Annotated in this window: 18 protein-coding genes, 9 tRNA genes and 2 rRNA genes; 2 read left to right on the top strand and 27 right to left on the bottom strand. The window is 48.5% G+C overall.

What is annotated here, in order from left to right; all coding sequences use genetic code 11:
• The 5 genes from O9H85_RS35940 to O9H85_RS35920 all read right to left on the bottom strand — a co-directional run.
• Positions 1 to 122 (bottom strand): transposase (locus O9H85_RS35940; RefSeq protein WP_269886151.1); only part of this gene is annotated, 122 nt, incomplete at its 3' end.
• A gap of 32 nt (positions 123 to 154) precedes the next feature.
• Positions 155 to 754, bottom strand: coding sequence for a class I SAM-dependent methyltransferase (locus O9H85_RS35935; RefSeq protein ID WP_269886149.1), 600 nt, complete (start codon positions 752 to 754; stop codon positions 155 to 157).
• A gap of 248 nt (positions 755 to 1002) precedes the next feature.
• Positions 1003 to 1854, bottom strand: coding sequence for an aldo/keto reductase (locus O9H85_RS35930; RefSeq protein ID WP_269886148.1), 852 nt, complete (start codon positions 1852 to 1854; stop codon positions 1003 to 1005).
• A 539-nt stretch (positions 1855 to 2393) separates the two neighbouring features.
• Positions 2394 to 3551: a sugar efflux transporter gene (locus O9H85_RS35925; protein WP_269886147.1), complete on the bottom strand. Its 1158-nt coding sequence runs from the start codon at positions 3549 to 3551 to the stop codon at positions 2394 to 2396.
• A gap of 221 nt (positions 3552 to 3772) precedes the next feature.
• Complete coding sequence (locus O9H85_RS35920) at positions 3773 to 4753, bottom strand: aldo/keto reductase (protein ID WP_269886146.1); 981 nt, start codon at positions 4751 to 4753, stop codon at positions 3773 to 3775.
• Between the two features lie 182 nt (positions 4754 to 4935).
• Between O9H85_RS35920 and O9H85_RS35915 the strand changes: the two genes are divergently transcribed.
• Positions 4936 to 5829, top strand: coding sequence for an AraC family transcriptional regulator (locus O9H85_RS35915; RefSeq protein WP_269886145.1), 894 nt, complete (start codon positions 4936 to 4938; stop codon positions 5827 to 5829).
• Between the two features lie 342 nt (positions 5830 to 6171).
• Here the strand turns inward: O9H85_RS35915 and O9H85_RS35910 are convergent, their stop codons facing one another.
• Both O9H85_RS35910 and O9H85_RS35905 read right to left on the bottom strand, forming a co-directional pair.
• Positions 6172 to 7236: a Cj0069 family protein gene (locus O9H85_RS35910; protein WP_269886144.1), complete on the bottom strand. Its 1065-nt coding sequence runs from the start codon at positions 7234 to 7236 to the stop codon at positions 6172 to 6174.
• A gap of 142 nt (positions 7237 to 7378) precedes the next feature.
• Positions 7379 to 7657 (bottom strand): DUF2277 domain-containing protein, encoded by a 279-nt coding sequence (locus O9H85_RS35905; RefSeq protein WP_269886143.1) that lies wholly within the window; start codon positions 7655 to 7657, stop codon positions 7379 to 7381.
• A gap of 220 nt (positions 7658 to 7877) precedes the next feature.
• Here O9H85_RS35905 and O9H85_RS35900 point away from each other — a divergent pair, with 220 nt between their 5' ends.
• Positions 7878 to 8066: a YgaP family membrane protein gene (locus O9H85_RS35900; protein WP_269886142.1), complete on the top strand. Its 189-nt coding sequence runs from the start codon at positions 7878 to 7880 to the stop codon at positions 8064 to 8066.
• A 28-nt stretch (positions 8067 to 8094) separates the two neighbouring features.
• Here O9H85_RS35900 and O9H85_RS35895 read toward each other — a convergent pair whose 3' ends face one another.
• The 20 genes from O9H85_RS35895 to O9H85_RS35800 all read right to left on the bottom strand — a co-directional run.
• Positions 8095 to 8355, bottom strand: coding sequence for a metal-sensitive transcriptional regulator (locus tag O9H85_RS35895; RefSeq protein ID WP_409348261.1), 261 nt, complete (start codon positions 8353 to 8355; stop codon positions 8095 to 8097).
• Between the two features lie 223 nt (positions 8356 to 8578).
• Entirely contained in the window at positions 8579 to 8719 is a 141-nt protein-coding gene (gene sda / locus O9H85_RS35890; RefSeq protein ID WP_269886141.1) for a sporulation histidine kinase inhibitor Sda, read from the bottom strand.
• Positions 8720 to 8939: 220 nt separating this feature from the next.
• The gene (locus tag O9H85_RS35885; RefSeq protein ID WP_269886140.1) at positions 8940 to 14498 is read right to left on the bottom strand and encodes a LamG-like jellyroll fold domain-containing protein; all 5559 of its coding nucleotides are present in this window, start codon (positions 14496 to 14498) and stop codon (positions 8940 to 8942) included.
• A gap of 24 nt (positions 14499 to 14522) precedes the next feature.
• Positions 14523 to 17573 carry an efflux RND transporter permease subunit gene (locus tag O9H85_RS35880; protein ID WP_269886139.1) on the bottom strand — a complete coding sequence of 1017 codons (3051 nt, stop codon included), beginning with the start codon at positions 17571 to 17573 and terminating at the stop codon, positions 14523 to 14525.
• A 323-nt stretch (positions 17574 to 17896) separates the two neighbouring features.
• Positions 17897 to 20497, bottom strand: a complete 2601-nt coding sequence (locus tag O9H85_RS35875) for a bifunctional YncE family protein/alkaline phosphatase family protein (RefSeq protein WP_269886138.1) — start codon at positions 20495 to 20497, stop codon at positions 17897 to 17899.
• Positions 20498 to 21008: 511 nt separating this feature from the next.
• On the bottom strand, positions 21009 to 22523 hold the full coding sequence (locus tag O9H85_RS35870) for an acetyl-CoA hydrolase/transferase family protein (protein WP_269886137.1): 1515 nt from the start codon (positions 22521 to 22523) through the stop codon (positions 21009 to 21011).
• A 130-nt stretch (positions 22524 to 22653) separates the two neighbouring features.
• Entirely contained in the window at positions 22654 to 23298 is a 645-nt protein-coding gene (locus O9H85_RS35865; RefSeq protein ID WP_269886136.1) for a LytTR family DNA-binding domain-containing protein, read from the bottom strand.
• A gap of 40 nt (positions 23299 to 23338) precedes the next feature.
• Positions 23339 to 23926: a YdcF family protein gene (locus tag O9H85_RS35860; RefSeq protein ID WP_269886135.1), complete on the bottom strand. Its 588-nt coding sequence runs from the start codon at positions 23924 to 23926 to the stop codon at positions 23339 to 23341.
• A gap of 652 nt (positions 23927 to 24578) precedes the next feature.
• Positions 24579 to 24896 carry a metal-sulfur cluster assembly factor gene (locus tag O9H85_RS35855; protein WP_269886134.1) on the bottom strand — a complete coding sequence of 106 codons (318 nt, stop codon included), beginning with the start codon at positions 24894 to 24896 and terminating at the stop codon, positions 24579 to 24581.
• A 319-nt stretch (positions 24897 to 25215) separates the two neighbouring features.
• Positions 25216 to 25292 (bottom strand) — tRNA-Pro (locus O9H85_RS35850).
• 127 nt (positions 25293 to 25419) lie between these two features.
• A tRNA-Gly gene (locus tag O9H85_RS35845) sits at positions 25420 to 25491 on the bottom strand.
• 9 nt (positions 25492 to 25500) lie between these two features.
• A tRNA-Leu gene (locus O9H85_RS35840) sits at positions 25501 to 25584 on the bottom strand.
• Between the two features lie 9 nt (positions 25585 to 25593).
• Positions 25594 to 25666 (bottom strand) — tRNA-Val (locus tag O9H85_RS35835).
• Between the two features lie 7 nt (positions 25667 to 25673).
• Positions 25674 to 25745 (bottom strand) — tRNA-Glu (locus O9H85_RS35830).
• A gap of 32 nt (positions 25746 to 25777) precedes the next feature.
• A tRNA-Met gene (locus tag O9H85_RS35825) sits at positions 25778 to 25851 on the bottom strand.
• A gap of 5 nt (positions 25852 to 25856) precedes the next feature.
• A tRNA-Asn gene (locus O9H85_RS35820) sits at positions 25857 to 25932 on the bottom strand.
• A 4-nt stretch (positions 25933 to 25936) separates the two neighbouring features.
• A tRNA-Ala gene (locus O9H85_RS35815) sits at positions 25937 to 26012 on the bottom strand.
• Between the two features lie 16 nt (positions 26013 to 26028).
• Positions 26029 to 26102: transfer RNA gene (locus O9H85_RS35810), tRNA-Ile, on the bottom strand.
• 27 nt (positions 26103 to 26129) lie between these two features.
• Positions 26130 to 26246, bottom strand: a 5S ribosomal RNA gene (rrf, locus tag O9H85_RS35805).
• A gap of 222 nt (positions 26247 to 26468) precedes the next feature.
• Positions 26469 to 26683 (bottom strand): 23S ribosomal RNA (locus O9H85_RS35800); the annotation flags it as partial.

Here is a 26683-nt window from a genome sequence, read left to right as displayed (position 1 = left end):
TTACACTTCGGACAACAATACCCTTGAGGCCACTTCATTTTATACAGGTGCTCATGGCAAGCTTCTTCAGTTTGAAACTTTTTATGAAATTCGATAAGGTTCATCGATTCTTGTTTTGCCATAGAAACCACTCCCGAACGTATGTTTGATTTCATTATACCAAACATTCGTTCGTGTTGATAGGGGTTCCTGAGCAAACTGGATAATCAAATAAATCAAAATCATTTTTCACAATAGATTGAATCGTCTCCTCCGATCGAAATGCAAAAAAACGTTTGGGATCACACCAATCTTCCTCCCAAATGCCCTCTGTATCTTTACCCCCATACAATCCCAAATAAAAAACCCCGTCCGGTTTCAACACCCGTTTGATTTCCTTCAATACTTTTTCCATATCATCATTAGGAACATGCAATAAACAATTTAATGCATAGACCGCATCAAAGGAATCATCTAGAAATTCAAGCTCATAAAAGTCCATTACCTTCGCATGAAGTCCCTGCTCTTTGCAGAACCTTATCATCTCTGAAGACAGATCAATACAGGTCACTTCATATCCCTGGTCGCTGAATACCTTGGCGTCTTTTCCCGTTCCCGATCCAATTTCCAGCAGGTTTTTCTTTCCTTCATCCCGTAACACGTTCATAAAATTCTCTCTCTCCTGCAGCTTCCATTCTGAAGGATTGGATTGTGAGCGGCGGTAAGCGTCTTCATTATAAGACCTTGCCAAATTATTTTTCGCTTCCGATAACATGTTACCGACACCTCTATAATTGAATGATATCACCATTATACAGAACGTTTGTTCTAATTTCCAGTTTTAAAATAAGCGATTGCTTCTAACTGGCAGATTTGCTTAATAAATACCTGGAGACTGCAAACGAAATAGGAGCAGATTGCCTAAGCATCTGCTCCATATTTTAACGACTATTGTTAAATTAGTGATTTATTTCTGGTTATTTTTGCGTAATCACAACCTGCCGGTGGTTTTTCGAAAGATGGTTAGATATCGAGTTTCCGGGTACCGATCCTTTTCACCATTTCAGGATCGCGATGTGAAAAGAACAGGCTCTGTTTCGTATCTAACGTAGTAATCGACTCCATATCCTCTTGACTTAATTCAAAATCAAAGATATTGAAGTTTTCGATAATTCTTTCTTTACGAACAGACTTTGGAATCACAACGACTTCTCTTTGTGTCAACCAACGTAAAACCACCTGAGCAACGGATTTATTATACTTTTCAGCTATGGATACCAATACCTCATTCTGGAACAAGTTATTTTTTCCTTCAGCAAAAGGCGCCCAGGACTCAATCTGAACATTGTTCTCTTTCATGAATTTTACACTTTCGATTTGCTGGTTGAAAGGGTGCGTTTCAACCTGGTTTACGGCAGGAACTACTTCATTATGAATAATCAAATCGATTAGACGATCCGCCTGGAAGTTACTAACGCCAATTGCACGGACCTTTTCTTCACGATACAATTCCTCCATAGCGCGCCAAGAGCCATACACATCGCCAAATGGCTGATGAATTAAATACAAATCTAAATAATCGAGTTGCAATCTTTCCAGTGATTTATGAAATGCTTTTTTTGTGCTCTCATAACCAGCATCCTGAACCCAAAGTTTCGTAGTGATAAATAATTCCTCTCTTGCCACGCCACTCCGTTTGATCGCTCTGCCAACTGCTTCTTCATTTAGATAAGAGGCAGCTGTATCAATCAGCCGATAGCCTGCAATAATAGCCTCATAAACGCTTTGTTCACACTCATTTTGATCTGCAATCTGAAAAACACCAAAACCGAGAATAGGCATCTCAACATCATTGTTCAAAATTACTTTTTGCATATAAAATCCTCCAGTTTTTTAAAATTATTTGTAAATCGATTTGATCTTATCCATTACATCCATAACAGGCTCACTCCGTCGCCGCGCGTTTCGAGAACGTACGGGTAAGCCCGAAGGAAACGGACGCCACGAGACCGCCACCGTGATCGCAGCGGCTCCAATCCAGCAGATCGACAATATCGACGATCCACCCACGGCAACTCCACCGATACCAACTCCAGCTGCAAATCCGAGCTGTACAAAAGTGCTGTTATGCTGAGCATTATACCGGAGACTTCAGGAGCGAGTGAAAGAAGGTTAAAATTCTGCGTCGGTTCGAACGTCCAAGCAGCGATTGTCCAAAGGACGAGTAACGGGGTGACGACGAAGTTTGACCCGGAGGCTATAGCAACGCAAGCGATAGTGCTTGTTCGATCATGCTGATGACGAGCGTGCGCGCGATGCCAGTCCGATCCGCCAGAAAACCACCAAGTTTGGAACCAAGGGCAATCAAGGACAAGAATACATGGAGGAAGCTCCTTACAACACTCTATTGCAGACTACACGGACCGCGTATGTCCTGTGTGTACTTCCATTTCCGCATGGGGTCTTGTTCTCCATAAGATAAATAGCGATAAAATCACAATTGCCAGACACACCCAATAAACATGACGAAACCCTGCAAACTGGGCAATGATACCGCCGCTCAAATTTCCCACTAACCTTCCAATAATGGACCCGTTGGAATAGATGGTTGTGGACAGCCCCGGTGAATTAGGCAGCAAATTCATGAAATAGCTTAGTCCATTGCCCAAGACAATCGCTATAAACGTTGCCTGCAGAAGCTGCGCTGCGATCAACTGCCAAGAATGGGTCGATACACTTAAGATGATGTAATAGATAACAGCGATAACGCAGGCGATCATCATCAGGGTATGGTTCGATATCTTTCTGCCCAGGGCACCGAGCACAAGCATAATGGGAATTTCCAGACCAGCACAAACACTAACCACGAGTCCCACATCCGTATGCGTACCATGAAGCTCATTCACAATAAAGAGCGGCGTGTTGATCGAGTTAATGGCAACGACCGCAAACAGAAAAATAAAGGCGGTAAACGGCTGCCAGATCTGCCTGTTTTTGAGCGAAGCGGTACCTGTACTCTTTCTCTTTCCGGTATTGCTTTCAACTGCTTTTTTTTGCAGAAACAGGAATACGAGAGATGCAATGGTAAGATAAATGGCGGCTGTCCCCAGAAAGAGACCCTTGTAGCCCATCCATGTCAAAAACAATGTCCCGGCTAGCGGTCCGACTAAAAAACCAAGGGAAAAGAGGGAACGCAGTGTGGACATGGCAAACGTCTTGTCATCGGGATTGCTTGCATTTGCGGATTCCTGTGCATAGGCAAAGATTTGCGGCATGACAGGAGCCCCTAATCCACTAAAAAGACTGACAACAATCAAAAGAATAAAGAAGTTATGAAACACTAAATACGAGGCATATCCCAAAGCCGATGAAATTATGGCAAACATAATGATCCATTTTCGGTCCAGCCCGCGATCCGAACGTTTAGCAATGAGCGAGTTCACCACCACGCCGCTTAATGAACTCACCGCCATGAAAACGCCAAAGGCTCCCGCACTCATTCCAATATCTTCTGTAAAATACAGGGATAAATACGGCATTGTGATCGAGATCCCGGTACCGAGCAGCAGCATACAAATAACGAATAAACTGTATCCTTTGATCGCAAATAGTTTTTTTAACCGTGTATACAGCTTCTAATCCTCCTTCGTTTCCTTGGTGGAATCCATGTATTACGATCGAAAGAAGCGTAATTTTTCACTTACTTCTGCGATCAGCATGCAGATTTCACAGCCCGATTTTCCATCAAGAACGCCCATGATAATGGATAAGGGCGTTCTTGTCGTTCCTTATATTAAACCGCACCAACTACGGAATGGGGAACATACGGCTCTTCCAATGACGCAATTTCTTCAGGTGTTAACGTAATCGATAGAGCACCTACGGCTTCTTCGAGCTGAGACACTTTCGTAGCACCGATAATAGGAGCTGAGACAGGTTCTTTCTGCAGCAACCAAGCAAGTGCGATATGAATACGGGGAACGCCATGTTTTTCTGCGATTGCTGCAACACGCTCCACGACCAATCGATCCGTATTTGCTGTCGCATCGTATTTAATTTTTTGCATTTGATCGGTTTCGGAACGAAGCGTTGTTTCCGTCCAAACACGCGTCAGTCTTCCTGATGCAAGCGGGCTATATGGAATCACACCGATTTTTTCTACCTTGCAAAGCGGCAGCATCTCCCTCTCCTCTTCACGGTAGATGAGGTTTAAATGATTCTGCATCGACACAAACCGGATCCATCCATTTTTCTCGGCTACATGTAGCGCTTTCAGAAACTGCCATGCGTACATGGCAGAAGCACCAATATATCTTGCCTTACCAGCCTTCACAACATCATGCAACGCTTCCATCGTTTCTTCAATGGGAGTATTGTAATCCCAGCGGTGGATTTGATAAAGGTCAACATAATCGGTTCCCAGTCTCTTAAGACTCTTATCAATCTCACTCATGATTGCCTTTCGGGAAAGCCCTGCACCATTTGGACCTTGATGCATACGTCCATGCACCTTTGTCGCGAGGACAATTTCATCCCGATTGGCATAATCCTTTAGAGCCCGTCCAATAATTTCCTCACTGGTTCCGTCTGCATACACATTCGCCGTATCGAAAAAATTGATACCTAATTCAAGGGCTTTTTTTATAATAGGACGACTGCGCTCCTCATCAAGTATCCATGGATGATGCCACCGCTCTGCTACACCAAAGCTCATACAGCCAAGACAAAGCCGGGATACATCCAAGCCGGTATTTCCAAGTTTCACATATTCCATTTGTCGATACGCTCCTTTGTTCCCTTTTGTTAATGGGGTATAACCTTATTATGCAACAGATGAAAAAGCGACCGTTATCCCATTCATGCCAAATGATTGCCTAATCCTCTCGCTACACTTATGTAACTGACGAATATGGAATATAATCGAATTATAAGGAATGACGGAACAAGGAGGATCTTATGTCTGAAATAATAACTAAACAGCAGAATGAACTTGCCAAACTAATTGAGCGGTATTCAGTCCAGGACGGTGTTCACGCAACTGCCATTCCGACTTTATTTTTCATACGTCGCTCTAAATTGACCGGACCAAGTTACGGAGTTTACAAACCTTCCTTATGCATTGTGGTTCAAGGGGCGAAGGAAGTATGGCTGGCACAGGAGCGCTTCAAATACGATCCTGCAGATTACCTTATTGCATCAGTTGACTTGCCGGTTACTGCCCAAGTCACTGAAGCTTCTTCCGACATTCCGTATTTGGGTTTTAGACTTGAATTTACGGCGAGTGAAATCTTAGAGGTTTTAAGTGATTCTGAAATTCGAATCACCCCGAAAGGAAATGCTGAGCGAGCTATGTTTGTCGGTCAGATGGAGATACCTATAATGGATTCAATACTCAGATTAGCTCGTTTGCTAGACAATCCGAAAGACATTCCGTTCCTTGCTCCTATCTACACAAAGGAAATTCTTTACAGGCTTCTGCAAGGGCAGTATGGAGTTGCGCTGGCACAAATCGCAATGGAAGGAAGCGGCACCTATGGAATCAGGGACGCTATCGAACAAATTAGCAATAACTATGATAAGCCTTTGCGCATTGAAGAGCTGGCAGAAATAGCCAGTATGAGTATTTCTTCGTTTCACAGACACTTCAAAGAGGTAACTGCTATGAGCCCTATTCAGTTTCAAAAACAACTGCGATTGCAGGAAGCCCGTCGCCTATTATTAACCGAATCAGCAGATGCCGCTGATGTGGCATTTCGAGTAGGCTATGAAAGCCCCTCGCAATTCAGCCGCGAATATTCTCGCATGTTTGGCTTTCCACCTAGACAAGATATAAAGCGCCTAAGAGTATAAAAAAGTTTAAAATAAAAACGAAACCAGTTAAGGGAGATACTCTAAGCAAAGCTGAATTGAGTTCGGGGTTAAACCGAGTGACGGAGAACGATAGCGTAATAATCGGGCTGCTTAAAGCAGCCCTTTTTGTGCTCCTGAGTAGTGTGCATAGTTAGAACGTTTGTTCTTATGTAAATTTTTTTGTACTGATTATAAAAAGGGACCTCTGTTATTGATGCAGCCAAGTGGTATGTTAGTAAAACAGATATTAAACCGCAGATGTTTCCCTTCTTATAACATACGAGGGGACTAATTCAGCCATCATGCTGAAATAGCCCCCTATCCGTTGTTCCCCGGATGATTTCAGACAGTACGCTTCCGGTAATGCAGCACGCTTGCAATGGTCGTTTCGACCAGCCTGGACAATGCGGAATCCGGGAATGGATGCACTGAGCTGACATTGATTTCGCACAATACGTAGGTATCTTCACCGCTCGCAGTCTTTGGGCCATAGAGAAAGTCGGCATCCCAAATCACCGGCAGCGATTCCGTATCCACATCGAGCAAATGCTGCAATTGCGGAATCCATTCGGTTTCCATCTTGATTTTCAGCGCCTGGAATTCCGGTTTGGTTTCAGGATGATAGATTCTCGGCTGCGGCTGCAGCGGCCCGGAACCGGGCTGTGGCCGGAGCAATGCGGTAACATACTGATGGCCGAATCCGACCACCTGATTATGGGTCATATAGCATCGAACCATTCCGTCAGGCACGGGTGAATGAAAGGGTTGATCAATCATTTGCCCGTCGCCGATAAAATAATCTCCGCATTGATTAATAAATTCGCTCAACCGCATCTCGCTTTCCGTGCTGTCTCGGAGTGCATGAAGAATGCGGACAATGGGGTCCGGATCCGGTGCGGTCATACTCTCTACCAGTTCAGCTCTCCATACCCCGTTCCCGTTATTGCCCCGATTCTGCTTCAACACCCTTGAAGATCCATTGGCAAGACGAACCGGCAGGTACTGACGGAGTTCCTCTATGCTTTTGTAGAGGTGAATATCTCCGCCTCCCCAGCTCATTTCACGTGTTTGGTATAGAACCTCTTTGGTACCCAGCTTCAAGATCACATCGGGGTGCGTACTGACGAACACGCCGCTTGAAGCGACATCTCTCAGCATCCTGTCGAGAATAGCGCGATTCCTGCCGCCTTCAATCGGGTTCACCCATACGAGGACTCCGTCGACTTGGCTCAACTGTTGGCGCACCTCCTCGACGAAATCTTCATGATAAACGGCAGGAACGGCGTTCACATTGTATTGCTGAAACGTTTCGAATACTTTGCTGAATTTGTTGTCTCTAACGTTGGCATTATTGCGTGATTCACGGTCGCCATGCCAGAGGATCGCTATTCTCGGATCTTGATTCAATATTGATTCCCGCTCCCTTTCGATCGATTTAAAAGCGCTTTCTTTCAATATTCGAAATGAAATCCGAAATCCCTGCAGGGTAACAAGACAGCGAACACGCTAAATATTTTTGTCATTTGCAAAAAGGCGATGCCTTATCACATCAATGCTCCCGGACTCCAAACCTTTGTGCATTTCGGGCTCGGGCTCTTTCGATTTCGACCTCGCGATTGCGAGGCTCGGCATTCGTAATCAGGGAGTCCAATAGTTCTCGAGCGACTACAGCTACCTCTGCAACGGCGCGGTGAAATGCTTCTTCATTCGCTTTGGACGGTGCATTGAAGCCTGAGAGCTTTCTTACGAATTGAAGAGAAGCGGCCTGAACCTCTTCGTCGGTAGCCGGAGGGTCAAAGTTGAACAAGGTTTTGATATTTCGGCACATAGCGTTCTCCTTTGGATTACCATGATGTAATCCATCTTACTATACTCGAATCCTCCTTGCCAGCCGGAATGACAACTGCAGCTTTCCAAAGTTTTGCGATGCATATCCGCAAAGTCAAAAGGGCAAATTAGTAATAAATCAAATCGATGAAGAAAATCAAATGATTATTTCCTGATTCGTTTCCTTTATAAAAGATTATTTTTGCTCAGGAGGCTTTTGGATGAGATGTAATGTAGGGAATACGGAGCGAATAGTAAGAATTTCAATCGGCTCCGCTATTGTACTCGCAGGACTTTATTACAAAAACTGGTGGGGATTGATTGGAGTAGCCCCCATCGTGACAGGGGCCGTCCGTTATTGTCCACTGAATGAGGCGCTGGGAATATCGAATTGCGAGGTTGGGACATAAAATCCAGCGCCTTTCTCCTACGATTCCTTTAACGGCTTTTTACTAACAATTCTACCGCTTGTTTCACCAGTTTGCTTGTTTCCCTGCCGGCTTCTTTCTCCTCTAAAATACATTGCTCCAGATTCACCGCGACGATGTAAGCCATCGCTTTATCCGCTGCATTTCTAACGGCGGAGATTTGGCTCACGACATCCTTACAATCCTGGTCCTCCTCCATCATTTTCAATACCCCTCGAATTTGGCCTTCCATGCGTCTTAATCTCTTCTTGACGTCATCATCGTATTTCATTTCGATCCTTCCTTTCGCTTAGATACCGGTATACGTATATTATTGCCGATTTGGCTAGCGAAAACAACGTGGAAGGCAGGATGAAAGGAGATCCATTATCATAGAAGAGGCCGCTAACTTAACTCCCCCATAAAAGAAATAGCCGGCTGCTATGGCAGCCGGTTAGGTACCTTAACTCGGTCAGATCTTTACGAGCGACCCGAGTATTCATTATTTTAAAATGTTAAATAGGAACCTTGAAGGCTAATTTAACATTCCGCCTCTTTAACTCCGATTGGATCAGCTGAATAAATGCTTTATCCAAATCGATACTAATCGCCATGTAATAAGCATCAATTAATTCCTGATCGCTAAGCCGAGACATTATTAATCTCCTTTCATCAGATTTTTTATGCATGTATATTTTACATGAATTGCTCCATTTGCATTGGTGTTTTTTTGTCTATTGTTTTGTTTTTTTTATAAATTTACTTACTTTCAAAAATAAGGAACTCATGAAACTTATCTTCAAATTCTTATCAACTAAGAAAAAAGACTTACCTTATGCAGTAAGCTGCAAAGATAAGTCTTCCATAGAATTGGAATTAATTCATGAATTGCAGATATTGCAGCATCCTCTTCAGGATGGAGACACTTTGAGCGCGAGTAGCGTTCTCCTTCGCGGCGAAAGTCGTATCCGTTATGCCTTGGACCAGATTGGCTGCAAGAGATTGAGCCGCTGCATCTTTAGCCCAATCGGCAATGGCGTCGCGGTCGATAAACCGGTCTAGCGCTTGAGGACTAGCTTGCACTTCTTTTCCGCCGACTTTCATAGCCCGTACGATCATCGAAACCACCTGCTCGCGGGTAATGTCCGCATTCGGTTTAAAGGTACCATCCTCATAGCCGGCAATGAGCCCCGCTTTCTGAGCAGCACCTACAGATCCGGCGAACCAATCCATTGAATTTACGTCCGCAAACGGCTTCTCCGAATTCACTTCGACCAGACCAAGCGAACGTACCAGCAGAGCTGCAAATTCAGCACGTGTAATCCGGTTATCCGGTGCAAACGTACGATCCGTTTCTCCGTTCACGATCAGCTTGTTCGCCAGCATTTCCACATCCGCTTTAGCCCAATGACCCTGCATGTCGGCAAAAGATTTATCGGCCTGAATCACCGTATAAATGCTGTTATGCGGGGAATGAATCGTCACTTCAGCCGATCCGTTGACATTTGAAATGACGGACGGGATAAAGCTTACGAGGTTGTTCCCATCATACCAAACCGCTGTAACCTTACCTGGGTCTACTTCAGATGCTAAGGTCAAGGTACGTTCTACATAAACCCCATTGAAATCCGTTATATCCTTGCCGTTTACACTTACGCTAAAGTCAACCGGGTTAGCCAGCTTCTGTGCCCCTTCCTTACGGATTGCGGCATTCAGAGCATCGTTAGAATTTCCGGATACTTTCGTGATGGTGACTGTGACTACCTGATCCTTTGCCAAATTCTTAGACACATGTGCCGGGAGACTGTAGCTTGCCCCATCTGCTTTGATTTGTACAATGGCTCCGGGCTGCTTATTAACCGCATCCAAGAGAGCATTTACAGGGAGCTCCACCTTGTTCACCGGATCGGTACCTTTGATTTCGATGATAACCAACCGAGTTTGATAAGAAGTAGAGAAGGCTTTCGCCAGCTTGTCCGCATCCACGGATACTTTCGTCACGGATTGTCCGTCGCCGGTCGTTTCTTTCGTCACTTTGGCGTCAGTCGTAAGATCTAATGTCACCGTATTTGTTACCGCGCCCGTGTTATTCGAAACGGAAGTTCCTCCGGTATTCCCCGGTGCGGGAGATTGATTATTCGTCTTATTGCCATTGGAATCATCGCTGGATTTACGAAGTGTTTGAATGGTTACGCTAGGGCCGTAGTTGCTCCAATTCCCCGCTGCATCCCCGGCTTTCATGGTAAATGTATAGTTCGAACCAGGATTCAAATTCGTAACATTATAGCTTAATACGTTGCCTAATGTGGCTAGCTCGAAGTACGTGCTTCCCGTAACTGTATATAACTTATATGCAGTTACTCCAACATTGTCTGTGGCAGCAGTCCAATTGAGCGTCACCCCATATTTACTGATATTGGAAGCGGTTAGAGTGCTTCCGATCGGCCAGATTGGAGCTTCCATATCCGGTATCGTTACGTTCGCGTCTTGCACATAAACACTTCGAGTTACAGTTGCTGCTTTATTTCCATTACTGTTAGTCACATCGTATAACAGCGTATACGTTCCTGCTTGGCTCGTATTTACGCTGCCTGTAACCTTAATGAGTGGAGTAATGTCTCCATCCTGTTCGTCAATGGCTGCTGCGCCCGGATCGGTAAATGTTGTGCCCAATCCAACGATCATCGGATTGTCGCCTTTCAACGTAATGACAGGTATCGTTACGTTCGCGCCTTGTACATAAACACTTCGAGTTACAGTTGCTGCTTTATTGCCATTACTGTTAGTCACATCGTATAACAGCGTATACGTTCCTGCTTGGCTCGTATTCACGCCGCCTGTAACCTTAATGAGTGGAGTAATGTCTCCATCCTGCTCGTCCATAGCTGTTGCGCCCGGATCGGTAAAGGTATCGCCCAATCCAACGATCATCGGATTGTCGCCTTTCAACGTAATGACAGGTGCAGCCGGGTTGTCCGGATTGGACGGTGCGGAGAATTGCTGAACGACCTCACTTGCTTTCAATGTTCTACCAAACATTTGCAGCTCGTCGATCTGTACCTTCCCATTCCCCCAAAGACGTCCTGTTCCGTCTGCACCCATTTTCGTGGATAACCCGGAATCGATCGTTCCCAAGCTGCCCGAAATATCAACGCTGCCTATCAATTCTCCGTCTTTGTAGAAATCGGCGTATTTGTCATAAGACCGATCATGAGATATAGCAATGTGATGCCAGTTATTATCCGCTACATTCGGAATGACGTAATCGAATGGCGAACTGCCTGAAGTCTTATAGCTCCAATGCAAACTGCCGTTCTCAAGCCCGACATTCCAGCCTGTACTGGAAGGATCGGACACGTCTTTATTGGAAAATAACACTCGATCCCCGGTCGCTGCCACTGATTTTACCCAGAACGACAAGGCAAAATCCTTGGAGTCTCCGAAGGAAGGATTGATCAGATCCAAATATTGATTAGGCGCACTGAGGAACAGCGCTTTGCCATTTATCCCCGGAACGAAGGCCGGGTTGCCGTATACGGCTGCGGTGACGTTTCTTGCTATATCGAACGCATTATTTTCAAAGCTCATCTTAAGCATTGCGGGTTTATTCCCTGCGATGTCGTCGACCGTAACAATACATGTGTCCGTGAAATTTCCATCTTCGGTTCGAACCGTAACGACAGCATACCCGGCATTCTGCGCTTCAATAACCGCATCGGTTTCCTCAGGCAAGCCCGTTACTTTGACGACCGCCGGATCGCTGGTTTCCCAGATCAAATTTTGATTGGTTGCCATTGCCGGCGATAAGTTAGCATGAAGCTTAGCCGTCTGGGTTTCCCGCACTTCAAGAGCGGATGAGTCCAGCTTGACCTGAGCGACCGGGTTCGATGGACCGGTGACCGTAATGTCCGCAACCGCCTGAAGCGCTCCATCGGCCGTTGTCACCGTGATTTTTGTCTTCCCCCCGGAAACCGCCGTCACGACCGCTGTTCCATTCGTTCCGCCCGTAACGGACGCGACGAACGGATTGCTGCTTTTCCAAGTCACACTCGGATTATCCGGATTCGCCGGCGCAAGGATAGCGTTAAGCTGCGTCGTATCGCCCTTTTTCAAGGTAATGGCCGTTTTATCGAGGGAAACTCCTGTGACAAATACTTGTCCTTCCTTGTATAAACCGAGCGCTTCATCAGCCGTTACGGCTTTTCTAATGATTTTCATCTCATCGAGAATGACATTGCTCTTGCCAAAGAACTGCCCTTTCCCGTCGACTCCGATTTTTGGCGTAAAAGAAGTGTCAATATCACCCATCAGAGAGCTGATATCGAAAGATGAGACTTCCACACCGTCCCGATAAAATCGAGCCATTCCATCCCGTTTGTACGATAAAATAACATGGTGCCACTGGTTATCGACGACGCCGCTCATATTCATGACCGAACTGGCATTGCCGGATGTGGTGTAGTTGGCTCTGATCACGTTACCTGCGACGGAAATGTTAAAGCCTGTATTTGAACTTGCGCTTGAATCCTTGTTGGAGATAATGGAAGTTTCCACATTGTCCGCTGTTGGAATTTTCGTCCAAAAGGCAATGGTAAAGTCCGTGTATCGCCCAAATTTAAAAAATTGATCCGAGTTGCCGAGATCCAAATAAGTGGCGTCGGTTACGCTGGCTGCACTCAACTGCAGCGCTTTGCCGAACTTGCCGGGCACATAAATGGGAGCCGATCCGTTCACCTTGATGCCTGTGTTATAGTGGGAGCTGTCGAGCATATTGTCGTCGAATTTCAAATGCAGCAACTCTTGATTCGATATCGATTGCGTCACAGTTACCGTGCAATCCTGCGAGAAATTCCCGTCAACGGTACGTACGGTAATTTTGGCCGATCCGGCCTTCAGAGCAAGAAGATTAGCGTCGGCCGTACCGCTCAAACCGGTGACCTGCACGATATTCGAATCGCTCGATGACCAAATCAAGTTTTTATTCAACGCGTCTGCGGGAGAGATGATGGCATGAAGCTGCGCAGATTGGTTCGGTAACAATTGCATACTCGTGGAGCTCAGCGCAATTCCGTTAACAGGCACATTAACCGTAATATTCGTGACGACCGAATATCTCGGGTCGTCCGCTGATGTCGCCGTAATGACGGCGGTTCCCCCGCTGATCGCTTGGACGGTCGCCATGCTGCCGTACACGCCCGCGGTCACCGAACCGTACACGCCTGAAGTCACCGAGCCGTACGTATTTGCGGTCACCGTAGCCACACTCGGATTACTGCTCGTCCACACGACATTCCCGTTCGTCGCATTCGTCGGAGCGACGGTCGCCGTCAGTTGTGTCGTTTGCCCTTTCCCCAGCATGACAGCCGGCTTGTCTAACGCAATCCCCGAGACCAGAACATAGCCTGGCGCTACCACTCGAACCGTTCCGGATGCCTTAAGATTGCCTTCATAGGTTGTAGCCGTCACTGTCGCCGTCCCGGTACTGTTGCCGGTCAGCGCTGCGCTGCCGCCGGTTCCGCTGACGGATACGACAGAAGGGTCGCTGCTAGCCCAAGAAACGTCGGTAAAGGTTGCATTAGAGGGCGTAACAAGAGCCGTTACTGCTCTGGTATCGCCTTGAGTCATAACGAAGTACGGCTGATCCAGAGTCACCCCGGTTACAGGAATGAAATACTGGCTCACCTCCGCATCCGTTAAAGCTCTGCGATAAATTTGCAGGTCATCAAGCTGTGCCGTTAGCGTCGAACCGTATGTACCCGTGCCGTCCTGACCGATCTTGGTCGTATAAGAGGTGTCGAGCGTTCCTTTCATTGCGGAGATATCTACCGTATTCACCAGAATGCCGTCTTTATAAAAGCGGGCTTTCCCGTTTGTCCGGTCATGCGAGACGATGATGTGATGCCAGTTATGGTCTACGACGTTCGGTATACTGGAATCCAATCGGCTGCAGCTTGTCGTTTTGTAATTCCAGAGGAGCGATCCCGAACCGTTCACGGCCAAGATCCACCCGGTGTTGCTTCCGGAATTCCAGTTTTTATTGGAAATGATGGAAGGGTCTCCGCTGATCCCGTCCGATTTGAACCAGAAAGCAACCGTAAAATCCGTACTGTCGCCAAACTTAAACTCGCTGCGGTTGCCGAGGTCCACATATTGTCCGGCGGATTTCAATTGAATGGCTTGTCCAATGCGTCCCGGGACATATTCCGGATTGCCCTTGACCGTAGTAGAAACGGCGCTCGGCGAGCTATCGGCCGCGTTGCCGTCGAATTTCAAGTCGAGAACGGCATCGGAGTGAACCGCTGCGTTAGCGACAGGAACATAAGAACCGGCGAATCCGTTGATAAAGAGCGCGATAATTAACGCAAAACAACCGATTAGACGCACCGGCTTTCGGTATCCTTTTTTGAATAACAAGGCATCTGGTAAGGAAACCATGGTTAGTAGAACCTCATTTCTATCCTAGTTTTTGTGCATCCATTTATAAATGACGGGAATAACGAGCAAACTTATGAATGTCGAACTGAGCATCCCTCCTACAACGACAATTCCCAAGGTTTGGGAAATGACCGTATCCGCTCGGGAAGACAGCGCCAGCGGAAGCAGCGTCAATACCGTCGTCAATGCCGTCATCAGGACAGGACGTACCCGAGATAGCGTTCCCTGTACGACGGCCTCTTCCGGAATCATCCCGCTTGCCTTGTTGCGCTCGATCTTATCGACAAGTACGATGCCGTTGGTCACCACAATACCGACCAGCATGAGCACTCCGATAAATGCGGCAAGATTCCACTGCTTCTCAAATAAAACCATTCCCCATACCGAGCCGATGACGGATAGCGGAATGCATACGAGCACAGAGACCGGAGCCTTCCATCCACGGAATACCGCACTTACGATCAGGAGAACGAGCACAACGGAAATCGACAAGGCGACCGCCATTTCCTTCATCATCTGCTGTACCTGTCCGGAAATCCCGCCGAACGAAGTTTTCACTCCTCTTGGCAGCGTCAACCCTTCAATCGCGCGCTCAGTTTGGCCGGTCACCTTCTCCACGTCATTGGAGACGATATTGGCGGTAACCGCCGCAAAGGGCTCACCGTCCCGCTCCCGGTAGACGGATAATTCATTGCTCTCGGCCAAAGAAGTGAGCTGTCGCAAGCTGACCGTTTTCCCATCCTTGGACTGGAACGTTTCATTCGATAACATCAATAAGACATCCGTTCCGGTTTGTGCGGCCGCGGATTCGAGATCCGTGCTCAAGATCAACGGCAGCTTCAAACCGCCTACGGTTGCGTCGATCCTGGTTCCTTGAGAGAAGTACGGCTGAATCCTGCCGATCAGGTCCTCTACTTTGATTCCATTCCGTTTGATTTGCTCCCGGTTAAGAGCCAGACGGTAGGAGGTCCCGCTTCCCGCATCACTCTCAATCCCATCTACGCTTAGTCCCGGTACGGTCTCCAACTGACGGCGGATTTTTCGGGCCACGCTGTCGAGTTCTTTCGCGTCCGCTCCTGTGACGATGATCTTTAATTGCGAGTCGTCGCCCGATATATTCCGGTTTGCCACCGTAAACTTGGCGTTGCTTTGAAGAGCCCATAGTTTGCTTCTAAGCTTCGAAATCACCGCATCTATATTCGCGTTCGCTTTCAGACCGGCGACGAGATTGGCTTCGGTCCCCGATTGAACCCAGCCTCCTCCGGCGTCGAATACATCGTCAAACTGCGGAATAAAAGAGGAGCCTATCGTCGACGCAAACGTCTCGATTTGCGGATCCGTTGCTAGAAGATTCTCGACCCTCTTCACTTCGGCATCGACGGTCTGCCGGGAGCTCTTCTCCGGCATTTCGATCTTGATCGAGATTTCGCCCTTGCCGCTTGCAGGGAGAAAATTCACAGGAAGAAGGAAGGCCTCCACCATCGTACCGATAAAAATGACAAGGACCAGACCCAATACCCCGTTTTTACGCAAAAGAGCAAAGTGCAGCATTCGATGCACAAGAGGCTCAACCGTAGAAGCGCCCGCCCGAAACTCCTTTCGCCAGAGCAGGGCCAAAGCCGGAATGACGACGATCGAAACCGCTAGGGAGACGATCAATGCAATAACGACGGTCCAAGCGAAAGAGGAAAAACTGGATTGAACGATCCCTCCGACAAGCAGAATAGGCAGAAAAACGACGATCGTCGTGGCCGTCGACGAAACGATGGCGGGCATCATTTCGTGAACAGCACCGGCCAAGTGCCGAATATAATCTTGACGATCCGACTCTTGAATCTTTCGAACCATATTGTCAAGAATAACGATCGAATCATCCACTACTCGTCCCATTGCAACGATCAATCCGGATACGGTAAGCAGGTTCAAGCTGATTCCCATTGCTTTCAGCAGAGCCGTCGTAGCCAGCAGGCAAATGGGCAGAGAGAGGGCGATCAGCAGCGTTGCCCTGACATTTCGCAGGAACAAAAAGACGCTAAGCATCGAGAACAGACAACCCAGCAGCCCTTCGCGGATAAGCCCTTGAAGCGATGCCCGAATATCTTCGGCGCGATCGAACGGAATCGTGAGCTGAATGCCGCTCGGTAAGGAGCCTTGAAGCTCTTGAAGTCGTTGATGCACCCGATTCGACACATCGGTAATGTTCGAAGAAGGATTCTTCAGCACATCCATGACGACACTGGGATATCCGTTCGTGCGGGACACGGTCTGCAGGTCCACCATCGATGGGGTTACATCCGCGACAGCGGAAAGCGGGATCGTTGTCCCGTTCGCCCTGTGAATCGGAGTTTCACCTACATCCTGAGCGCTCTCCCCCCAACCGGTGACTCGAACAGGGATCGTGACGCGGCTATCGTCGATCTTCCCTTGAGGCCAGGCCGTTCCGGACGAGGCAATAGATCGTTTGACGTCCTCCAAGGTGAAGCCCGACTTCTCCAGGTCCTTCATCCGAACCGTCACCGCATATCCGTTATTTCCCCCGCCGGTCACTCGGATATCACTTACCCCCGGCACGCTTTTCAACCGGCCCGCCACTTCGTTCTGAACCGACGTACGGAGCATATTTTCATCCGCCTGCCCTGATGAGCTCACCAGACTAACCCTCATCACGGGGAAGGAGCTGGTGCTCACCCGAGTGACGAGAGGCTTGTCTATTCCGGAAGGAAGAGCTAGACCGTTCAGAGCTTGCGCGACCTCCGCTTCGGCTTTTTCCATATTAAATTGAAAGGGAAAGTATAGGCTGCATAACAATCCTCCGTTGAAGGAATTGGTTTCCACGAATTCTAATCCGTTGATATTCCGAATCGCCTGCTCCATCATCCCCGCTATGCTTGCTTTTACTTGGTCGGCTTGATAATTGTCGGCGCGCACACTGATCATAAGCGTAGAATTATTGATGGGAGGGAGATAATCGCGTTCCATCTCGTAGGCGGACATTCCCCCCCAACCCAAAATAAGCAGCAACGATACGACAACGACAACAGAGCGTTTCATAACCGCTTCAATCACTGGTTGCATAATCGATCGGACTCCTGTTCGGAGACCCTATTCACGCCCTTTTGTCTGATATGAAAAAAGCTTGGCAGAGTACCGGTATTCTGTATTCATGGTCTACGGTTTCAACGCTTTTACGGCTAACCGTGTACGAGATTCCCGAGCGTTTCCGGGGATCCCGCACGGTCCGGCCATCCGCTGTTCGACTTCAGTTGGCGAAGGCGAACAGGTCCAGGATAAACGGCAACGCCGTCCTTGTCTTACAAGGACCAGCGCGTTTATCAAGGTTGATGCGAAGCTATAAGTTACGAAAACTTATAAATTCTTATCATAAAGACGCTGATGATTTACCAGAGTAATATGCTCTTCTTGCTTCCCTTGCTATCTTCGTTCTCGCTGTCCCCGCCGAAAACGCGGTTCTTCGGTGCAGGCATAGGGACATTCGGCCCTTTAATGGCCCTCCAAATTTCCTCGTTGAGCTTCTGCGGGTCAACCTGGTCAGGCTGGCCGTACATGTTTTCCGGCTTCATGACAGACTCCATTGGAGGAGTCTCAACCGGGCTTGCCGCATTGTAGGCAACCGCCCCCGGCGCCGTAGACCCTGCCGCGACTACAAAAGACGAAGCCTCCGCTGTGTATGGCGCGAAATTTGGCTTGTCCGAGAGAGAGTAGATCATCGGCATAGCAGCGGCATCGAACTGGCTCATCGGCCCTATTCCTACAAGCAGCTCCATCGTTCTTAGCATCGATACCTGGCTGTAGAAGTGAGAGTCGACGATGCCCAGCTGGGAGTAAGGACTGATGACTTGAGCGAGCGTACGGTGAGCGTCGACATGATCCTGTCCGGCCTGGGTATCGTCCTCGATGACGAAGATGGCGGTATCTTTCCAATACTTCGAGTGAGATACCGTCTCGACGATCTTGCCCAGCGCAAGGTCGTTATCCGCAACCATCTGCTTCGCCGTCCAGCCGCCACCCGTATGGTCGTCCGGCAGATCGATGAACTGGAAAGTCGGCAGATTGTCATTGGCGACGTATTGCTGGAATTCTTGATTCCACAGATCGAATCGATGCATGTCTTTCACGTTCATGTCAAACCATGGGTAGTCATGATCGGTATTCGCATCCAGCAGCGGGTCGTATGCGCAATATTTGCCTGCCGCGCATTTGGTCTGATCGCTTGGTTTGAACCAGCTAGCAGGCACCACGAACTGCCCGTAGTTGCGGAACGAAATGTTATTCAGCGCCAGCTTGTCCCACAAGTAAGCATGTGCGGGATCGGCGCTGCCTGCAGCGATGTCGGGGTGATAGCCCTCGGAGTCGTATTGCGATCCGTTCCCCGCGTATCCTTGAGCCGTACCGAGCTCGTTGTACGGGTTGGAGCTGGCTTGGGTTACCCACTGCCAACCGTTCTGGCTAACTTCGCCGTTCCCGTAGATGTTGTCCAAGGTTACGAACTGCTGGGCGAGCTTATGCTGGTTCGGGGTGATGTCCTTGCCGAACAGGGTCAGTGACGGATCGCCGTTGCCGCGAGGCGTGCCGTCGGCGTTCGTGAGGTCACCGAGAAGCTGGTCGTAAGTGCGGTTCTCCTTCACGATATAGATAACATGCTTGATCGGCGAGCCCTCGCCGGGATTGCGAGGCACGATGGTGCCAGGCGCGTTGAAGTGCTTGTCCATGCCACTGACTTTACCGTGTTCGTTGAAGCCGTTATTGTCCCATACCATCCTGGTGTACTTCTCCAGTTGAGACTCGCTCGGTGCCGGGATGACCGATAAGTAGCCTTGCAGCAACCGCTCGATGTAAGCTCCGCTCTTGTTGGACCCGGTACCCAATCCTTTGGCGCTGGTGACGAGCAGCTTACCGTCTGGCGCGACCTGTACGCCGGTCGGATACCAGCCGGTCGGGATCAGGCCTTTGACCCGCCCGAAGCTGCCTTTGTTTGAAACATCGACTACTGCGACGTCATTGTTGCCGCCGCCCGTAACATACATCGTATTGCCGTCCGGAGATAACGTAAGATTCGTAGGTTGAGTTCCGGCGGGCGCATCTTTGTAAGGCATAAGCGAAATCGTATCCGTCACGGCGTTGCTTGACGTATCGACGACGGACACGGTGTCATTATCTCCATTCGCGACGAACAGCCTTTGCTTCTTGGCATCGAGCAGCAGGTTGTTCGGGTGGGTGCCGACCGTGATCGGGCTCTTAGGCGTAAGAGTAAGTCCGTCGACAGAGAAGACCGACAGCGTGTTCTCGCCTTGATTGCTGATGTAAGCCGTATGTCCATCCTCCGATAATACGATGCCGAACGGATAAGAGCCTACCGATGCTTGCGTGGTTTGGCCGGAGGCGACGTCGACTGCTACAAGCTTACGGGAATACTGTCCGCTCACGTAAACCGTCTTATCGTCCGGTGAAACAGCCACCCCCTGCGGATAAGTACCGCTCGGCAGCGGGAGCGTCTTCTGGATCGCTAGTTTGCTCTGAGCGCTATCCCAACCGAAGACGACTACCGTGTTCATATTGGCCGTCGCCAGATATACTCGGCTGCCGTCATGGCTGAACGTCAGACCCGGCCCCACTCCGAGGCCCGCTCCCGACAGCTCCAGCTCCTGAATGAGATCGCCGTTGCTTGCGTCCAGCACCTGCACCGTTTGTTTGCCATTACCGTTCTTGACAATGCCCGGAACAAGTACCGCTTTACCGTTAGGCGAAAGTACGGCGTTGGCCGGAAAGAAGCCTGCAGGCTTCTGATTGCCGACCGGCGTCACCCGCCAGCCTGCGGGCGTATATGCGGTGCCGTTTCCTTGCGGTCCGGCTTTAAACAGATCGGCAGCCATCGTAACGCCTCCAATTGCCAGTACGCATAGGCAGGTTACAGCTGCAGCCGTGGTACGCGGAGACATGAGCTTCAACCATGGCTTGCGTCTTTTTTCGATACCTTTCATCTTGTTACATCTCCTTCCGATTTTTTGTATTTCTGTTGCTTATTTACGGGTGCAATCTGGTTTATACGCCCCAACCCCAGGTCTAAATATAATCCCGAATTGTAAAAACAGTATTAAATACATGTTAATAAATTGTTTTTTCTTTTTTCTAATTGTTTTTGGTTGGTTTTTAGGACATGCCTCTTCAGACTCAAAATTTATTCATTCGACAGAAATCTATGTTAGCATGAGCTTCGTGGGAGGACGAACCGCTAACGGAAACCAGGATAAACGGCTACGCCGTCCTTATCTTATAAGGACCAGCGCGTTTACCAAGGTTGATGCGAAGCTATAAGTTGCGAAAAACTTATAAATTCTTATCAACCCAGGATAAACGGCTTCGCCGTCCTTGTCTTACAAGGACCAGCGCGTTTACCAAGGTTGATGCGAAGCTATAAGTTGCGAAAACTTATAAATTCTTATCAACGGGGAAAAACCCGCTCGATGTTAAGCGGGTTGTCAGCAATCTCTCTTATTTTGTTTGCAGCACTCTTTGAAGCATCGTCCCGGTCTGGGCGTAATTCGTATGCCACGACAACGCCTTCTCCAGAGCATGAGGAGTTTGTCCTCCCCTGGCGAGGGCCTCCTCATAATAATCCATCAATTGCTCGCGATATAACGGATGAGTGCAGCGTTCAATAATCAGCGGAGCCCGTTCTCTCGGCGCCAGTCCCCTCAGATCGGCATATCCCTGCTCCGTGACTACAACATCCACATCATGCTCCGTATGATCCACATGAGAAACAAAGGGCACGATGCTCGAAATGTTCCCATCTTTCGCGATCGATTTCGTTACGAAGATCGAGATCCGTGCATTTCGGGCAAAATCCCCCGAACCTCCGATGCCGTTCATCATTTGGGTTCCTAAGACATGCGTGGAGTTTACATTACCGTAAATATCGAATTCCAAGGCCGTATTGATCGCGATGAGCCCCATGCGGCGAATAACCTCCGGGTGATTCGAAATTTCTTGAGGCCTTAGAATAAGTCTGTCTCGGTATTTCTCCAAGCGAGGGAATACTTCTTCCATCTTTCCTCTCGACAGCGTGATCGAGCTGCATGAGGCATATCTCACCTTCCCCGCATCCATTAAATCGAATACCGCATCCTGAAGCACCTCGGAATAGACCTCGAGGTCCGTAAACTCCGATTGCAGCAGTCCGTGAAACACCGCGTTGGATACCGATCCGATCCCGGACTGAAGCGGAGCCAGACGGTTGGTCAATCTTCCCGCTCGAACTTCCTGCCGAAGAAATGCGATCAAATGCTGAGCGATCTGGTTGGTTTCCGCATCGGGCGTGGTGACCGTCGACGGCGAATCGGTCTGGTTCGTAAAGACGATGCCGCGGACTTTGGACATGTCAAAGGGTATGCCCGCGGTTCCTAAACGATCATCCGGCTTCGTCAGCGGAATCGGCGCACGTTCTCCTTGCTTCCCCGGTTCATATATATCATGAAGGCCTTCCAATAGAGGAGATTGAGCCAAGTTAATCTCGACAATAATAGATTTGGCATGGTGGGCGAATACCATGGAATTTCCGACAGAAGTCGTCGGGATGATCATGTCGTCTTCCGTGATTGCAATCGCTTCCACGATGGCGATATCGATAGGCTCCAATACCTGCCCGCGAACCAACTCCGCTGTTTCGGATAAATGCTGGTCGATAAAATAAAATTCGCCTTGATTAATTTTCTTTCGCATCGTAGGGTCGACTTGAAAAGGAAGACGTTTATGAAGCAAACCGGCTTCAGCCAATAATTTATCAATATCGGACCCGAGAGAGGCTCCGGTGTATACATTCACTTTCAGTTTTTCGTGTTTTGCTCGCTCCGCTAACGCCCTAGGAACAGCTTTGGCGTCACCCGCCCGTGTAAACCCGCTGAGTCCGAGTGTCATTCCGTGTTGAATCCAGGAAGCGGCTTCCTCTGCTGTAACTACCCTCTCATGGAGGCGGTGATTTCGAATTCGATCGAAAGCGGTTTCCATACGGCTTCCCCCATCTCATTTCGTTTACACCATTTTAACAAACGATAGGATGCAAGAGTCTTTTTAGAGATGAAATAGGAGAAAATCGGGATAAGGCATGTATATTTGCTCCTGAAACACGAACCATTCTTTAAAAGGTAAGCAATTTACGGAAATAACTGGTATACGACTGGCTGACCGGGATTTTGGTTTGATTGCTCATAATTAAGATAAGGGTTGAGTGCGTATCCGGATAAATTTCTTTTATATGCTTCACATTCACGATAAAAGAGCGATGGCAGCGCACAAAGTCCTCCTTCGGCAGCAGAAAATCAAATTCATTTAATGTATATTTATGCGTACCGGAACATTTTTCAGTAACCACATGCGTTTTGCGATCGCTCGCTTCCAGATACATGATTTCAGAAAAGGGAACGGGTACCCACCCGTCATTGTATTTAAGTGTGACGACAGACTTTCCCGTTGCTAGCGTAGGAAAGATCGCTGAAACACAGCCTTTGATCTCTCCTCCCTGGCACAAGGGTACGGACATGCCATAATAGGGAACCCCGAACAGGTCGCGATCAATAAATTCGGAAACCTTTTGATTTTCGGTTAACGCTTTATATGCAATGGTTCCCTCTCGGACGGGGTCCCCATTTTTAATTTTAAGATCAATCCGTTTGCTTGGCCGATAGTAAATATATTGCTCCGTATTCGAGACGGCGATGGAAGCTTCATCGGAAAACAGCTCGCCTATCGCATCAAAGATCGTCTCCAGCTTAAGGTCTTGCATGCTCCGCACCTCTTATGAACCTTCAGGAATGGTCAAATGCTCAAATCACGCAATCCATAATCTCTTTGGCTTTTGTATATTTAATCAGTCTTTCCAATTCATTGCGCACCCGGATTTGCCCCTTTTCATTGGTCCACCAGTTATCCGGCCCTGTATTCTTATCTGCAACCCCGCAGAGACTATACTCCATCTCATCGGGCATAAAGGTCTTCATGGTCAAGTAACAGCGTTTTAAATGGACATAGTTTGTAACCAATAGAAGCCTGCGGATGTTCTTTAGTCCATACAACTCATCCAATAATTTTCGGGAAAAAATAATGTTTTCCTTCGTATTTGTGGATTTATCCTCCACTATAATATCCGAGGCCTTCACCCCGTTTTGTATAGCCGTATCTCTCATGGCCAACGCTTCAGGAATCGTTGAAAATCCGCCGGACATGATCATTTTATTTGCCCTATTGGCTTTATAGAGCTCGACCGCCTTCGGAACCCTGAACTCAGGCGCCGTAATGCTTCCAAATACAAAAATAAAATCTCCGTTTTGCCCGTCATCATCGAGACCTTCGAATAAGATTTGATTTATCCGCGATCGATCGAGTGTTTTCAAATCCAACTCCGACAGATACATATGGCCCTCCTTCACCGAAGCCTCATTCATATCTACATGTTCAGTATATCGCATTGTGATGCGGATCTTGAATGATTCGTGAAAAAATTCATATTATAGGCCAATTTATAGGCCATCTCGCGATCACTTACCGTTCGGAGGTGCAAACGATCATTCGAAGCGGAAAAAATATAAGGATCCGACGTCAGGCGTTTTAACCGGCATTATATTTTTCGTAAAAAGGTTGGTATGACGGGGGCTATATTCGATCAATTACGGGATTTATGGTATGAAATTGGCCCGCGGCGGACTATTGGGAGATCCGCAAGCGAAAGGAATACAGATAACGGGGGACTGGCATGAGGACGTGCGAGCATGTAGGCTACCGCGGCTTCCAGACGTGTGCCCATTCCAACAGCTTCGAGCAGATCATGGCGGACGGTAGTGTTTCGCTTAATGTTATGAATTGCCGGAAGAAAGAAAACGGATGGCACTTTCGGGCCGCCGCGCCTATAGTGCGAGCACTGGTGCATCTGGCAATCTCAGCTCGTCCGTGCACATCCGTGATTTCGCCGGCAGAAGCAGTTGCTTTTATAAGCGAACGAAGCGGTTGCACCGACTTGCATTTGCTTGCTTCCGGATGATCCGGATTCGCTTCCGCTATAGGTCTAATCTAGGTCATCAACGTCTGACGGGATCGGATTTCCTCTCTCGCCTGATCATTCATTCTTGCGGGAGTCCATTTCGGTTCCCATACTAGCTGGACTTCCACCTCTTTTACACCGGGCGTTTGAGCTGAGACCCTTTTCACGTTATCAACAATTTGATCAGCCAACGGGCATTCCGGGACGGTCAACGTCATCTCAATCCTGGCCTTCCCCATTTCATTTACCGTTACATCGTAGATCAGTCCCAAATCGACTATATTGACGCCTACTTCAGGATCGATAACTTCTTCCAATGCAGACAAGATTTTATCCTCGGTTTTCAAATATCGGCACCTCCCTATATTATCTTGTTGCTTAAGATGCGCTTTATACAGCAAAAGAATGCTTGATCGTTCCAAGTCTTGAACGGCGACAATACGGCGGCGGCTGAAGATAACTTTGCAAGTAGTTTAACACTGTCCAACCAAGCGACCTTGAAGCGATACTTTTTACTTGTTTAAGTTGCACAAAAAAATGACTCCGCACAATTGCGAAGTCATTACATCGATTTTAATAATATGTAATTGGATCATTGGAATCGAACCCACGCTGCCAGCTTCCTAGGTTGTAGCTCCATCTGACGGCATCCGAGCAAAGTATTGATGGTCGGGATGACACGATTTGAACATGCGACCCCCTGGTCCCAAACCAGGTGCTCTACCAAGCTGAGCTACATCCCGATATATTTAGTGCCGGAGCCGGGAGAGTCGACGTATCTCCCGAACTGCAACCCCGGCCTATTCTTCGGAGGCACGCCATGCCTTCATAATTTTTGCATAGCATTTGACTTATCAAATGAAAAAAAAAAGCGGAAGACGGGATTCGAACCCGCGACCCTCGCCTTGGCAAGGCGATGCTCTACCCCTGAGCCACTTCCGCAAAGTTTGATGCGCTCGAGAGGACTCGAACCTCCACGGCTGTTACCCCACTAGAACCTGAATCTAGCGCGTCTGCCAATTCCGCCACGAACGCATATGAGAATGAACGCTGACGGGATCGAACCGCCGACCCTTACCCTGTCAAGGTAATGCTCTCCCAGCTGAGCTAAGCGTTCATATAAGTGACCCGTAGGGGATTCGAACCCCTGTTACCTCCGTGAAAGGGAGGTGTCTTAACCCCTTGACCAACGGGCCATATGTAGCTGCCACTTGGGCAATTTCTTCAATAGCGGCAGAGGGGATCGAACCCCCGACCTTACGGGTATGAACCGTACGCTCTAGCCAGCTGAGCTACGCCGCCATATTTGGCTCCCCGAACAGGACTCGAACCTGTGACAACTCGATTAACAGTCGAGTGCTCTACCAACTGAGCTATCAAGGAACATTGGTGGACCCAAGCGGGATCGAACCGCTGACCTCCTGCTTGCAAGGCAGGCGCTCTCCCAGCTGAGCTATGGGCCCGTAATACCGCAACTAATGGGCCTTAGTGGACTCGAATCACTGACCTCACCCTTATCAGGGGTGCGCTCTAACCAGCTGATCTAAAGGCCCACAAAAAAAGCCCACAGAGTGGGATCTGCTTGGCGACGTTCTACTCTCCCAGGACCCTTCGGTCCAAGTACCATCGACGCTGGAAGGCTTAACGTTCGTGTTCGGGATGGGTACGCGTGGTTCCCTTCCGCCATCGTCACCAAACATAAGTATGGCGATGTCCCTGCCAAGGAACATCTTGGTGTTACAGCTCAGAACGACTTGCGCCCTGAAAACTGGATCGAAACTTTGTACTTTAGCTGTGTATTCTCTATGCTTCCGCTCTACCGGGCCCCCGCAAAGTACTCGGAATCCGCTTCGTCAGCTTCTTCTTCACTTTGTCGGTTAGCCTATGCTTCCGATGTGGTTTTGCTGTCGCAAAACCTGTAGGATAAGCCCTCGACCGATTAGTATTCGTCAGCTCCACACGTTGCCGCGCTTCCACCCCGAACCTATCTACCTCGTCGTCTACAAGGGGTCTTACTTACTGGGAAATCTCATCTTGAGGGGGGCTTCACGCTTAGATGCTTTCAGCGCTTATCCCGTCCGTACTTGGCTATCCAGCCGTGCTCCTGGCGGAACAACTGGTACACCAGCGGTAC

This window comes from Paenibacillus gyeongsangnamensis (assembly GCF_027533625.1).
Lineage (GTDB): Bacteria > Bacillota > Bacilli > Paenibacillales > NBRC-103111 > Paenibacillus_G > Paenibacillus_G gyeongsangnamensis.
Note: the sequence above shows the minus strand (reverse complement) of the source record. Positions and strands in the feature narration are given on the sequence as shown.

What these genes read in the sequence shown, in the direction of transcription:
- O9H85_RS35935 (WP_269886149.1), bottom strand. Translation starts at nt 754, where the DNA reads ATGTTATCGGAAGCGAAAAATAATTTGGCAAGGTCTTATAATGAAGAC.
- O9H85_RS35930 (WP_269886148.1), bottom strand. Translation starts at nt 1,854, where the DNA reads ATGCAAAAAGTAATTTTGAACAATGATGTTGAGATGCCTATTCTCGGT.
- O9H85_RS35925 (WP_269886147.1), bottom strand. Translation starts at nt 3,551, where the DNA reads ATGCTGCTGCTCGGTACCGGGATCTCGATCACAATGCCGTATTTATCC.
- O9H85_RS35920 (WP_269886146.1), bottom strand. Translation starts at nt 4,753, where the DNA reads ATGGAATATGTGAAACTTGGAAATACCGGCTTGGATGTATCCCGGCTT.
- O9H85_RS35915 (WP_269886145.1), top strand. Translation starts at nt 4,936, where the DNA reads ATGTCTGAAATAATAACTAAACAGCAGAATGAACTTGCCAAACTAATT.
- O9H85_RS35905 (WP_269886143.1), bottom strand. Translation starts at nt 7,657, where the DNA reads ATGTGCCGAAATATCAAAACCTTGTTCAACTTTGACCCTCCGGCTACC.
- O9H85_RS35900 (WP_269886142.1), top strand. Translation starts at nt 7,878, where the DNA reads ATGAGATGTAATGTAGGGAATACGGAGCGAATAGTAAGAATTTCAATC.
- O9H85_RS35895 (WP_409348261.1), bottom strand. Translation starts at nt 8,355, where the DNA reads ATGAAATACGATGATGACGTCAAGAAGAGATTAAGACGCATGGAAGGC.
- sda (WP_269886141.1), bottom strand. Translation starts at nt 8,719, where the DNA reads ATGTCTCGGCTTAGCGATCAGGAATTAATTGATGCTTATTACATGGCG.
- O9H85_RS35885 (WP_269886140.1), bottom strand. Translation starts at nt 14,498, where the DNA reads ATGGTTTCCTTACCAGATGCCTTGTTATTCAAAAAAGGATACCGAAAG.
- O9H85_RS35880 (WP_269886139.1), bottom strand. Translation starts at nt 17,573, where the DNA reads ATGCAACCAGTGATTGAAGCGGTTATGAAACGCTCTGTTGTCGTTGTC.
- O9H85_RS35875 (WP_269886138.1), bottom strand. Translation starts at nt 20,497, where the DNA reads ATGAAAGGTATCGAAAAAAGACGCAAGCCATGGTTGAAGCTCATGTCT.
- O9H85_RS35870 (WP_269886137.1), bottom strand. Translation starts at nt 22,523, where the DNA reads ATGGAAACCGCTTTCGATCGAATTCGAAATCACCGCCTCCATGAGAGG.
- O9H85_RS35865 (WP_269886136.1), bottom strand. Translation starts at nt 23,298, where the DNA reads ATGCAAGACCTTAAGCTGGAGACGATCTTTGATGCGATAGGCGAGCTG.
- O9H85_RS35860 (WP_269886135.1), bottom strand. Translation starts at nt 23,926, where the DNA reads ATGTATCTGTCGGAGTTGGATTTGAAAACACTCGATCGATCGCGGATA.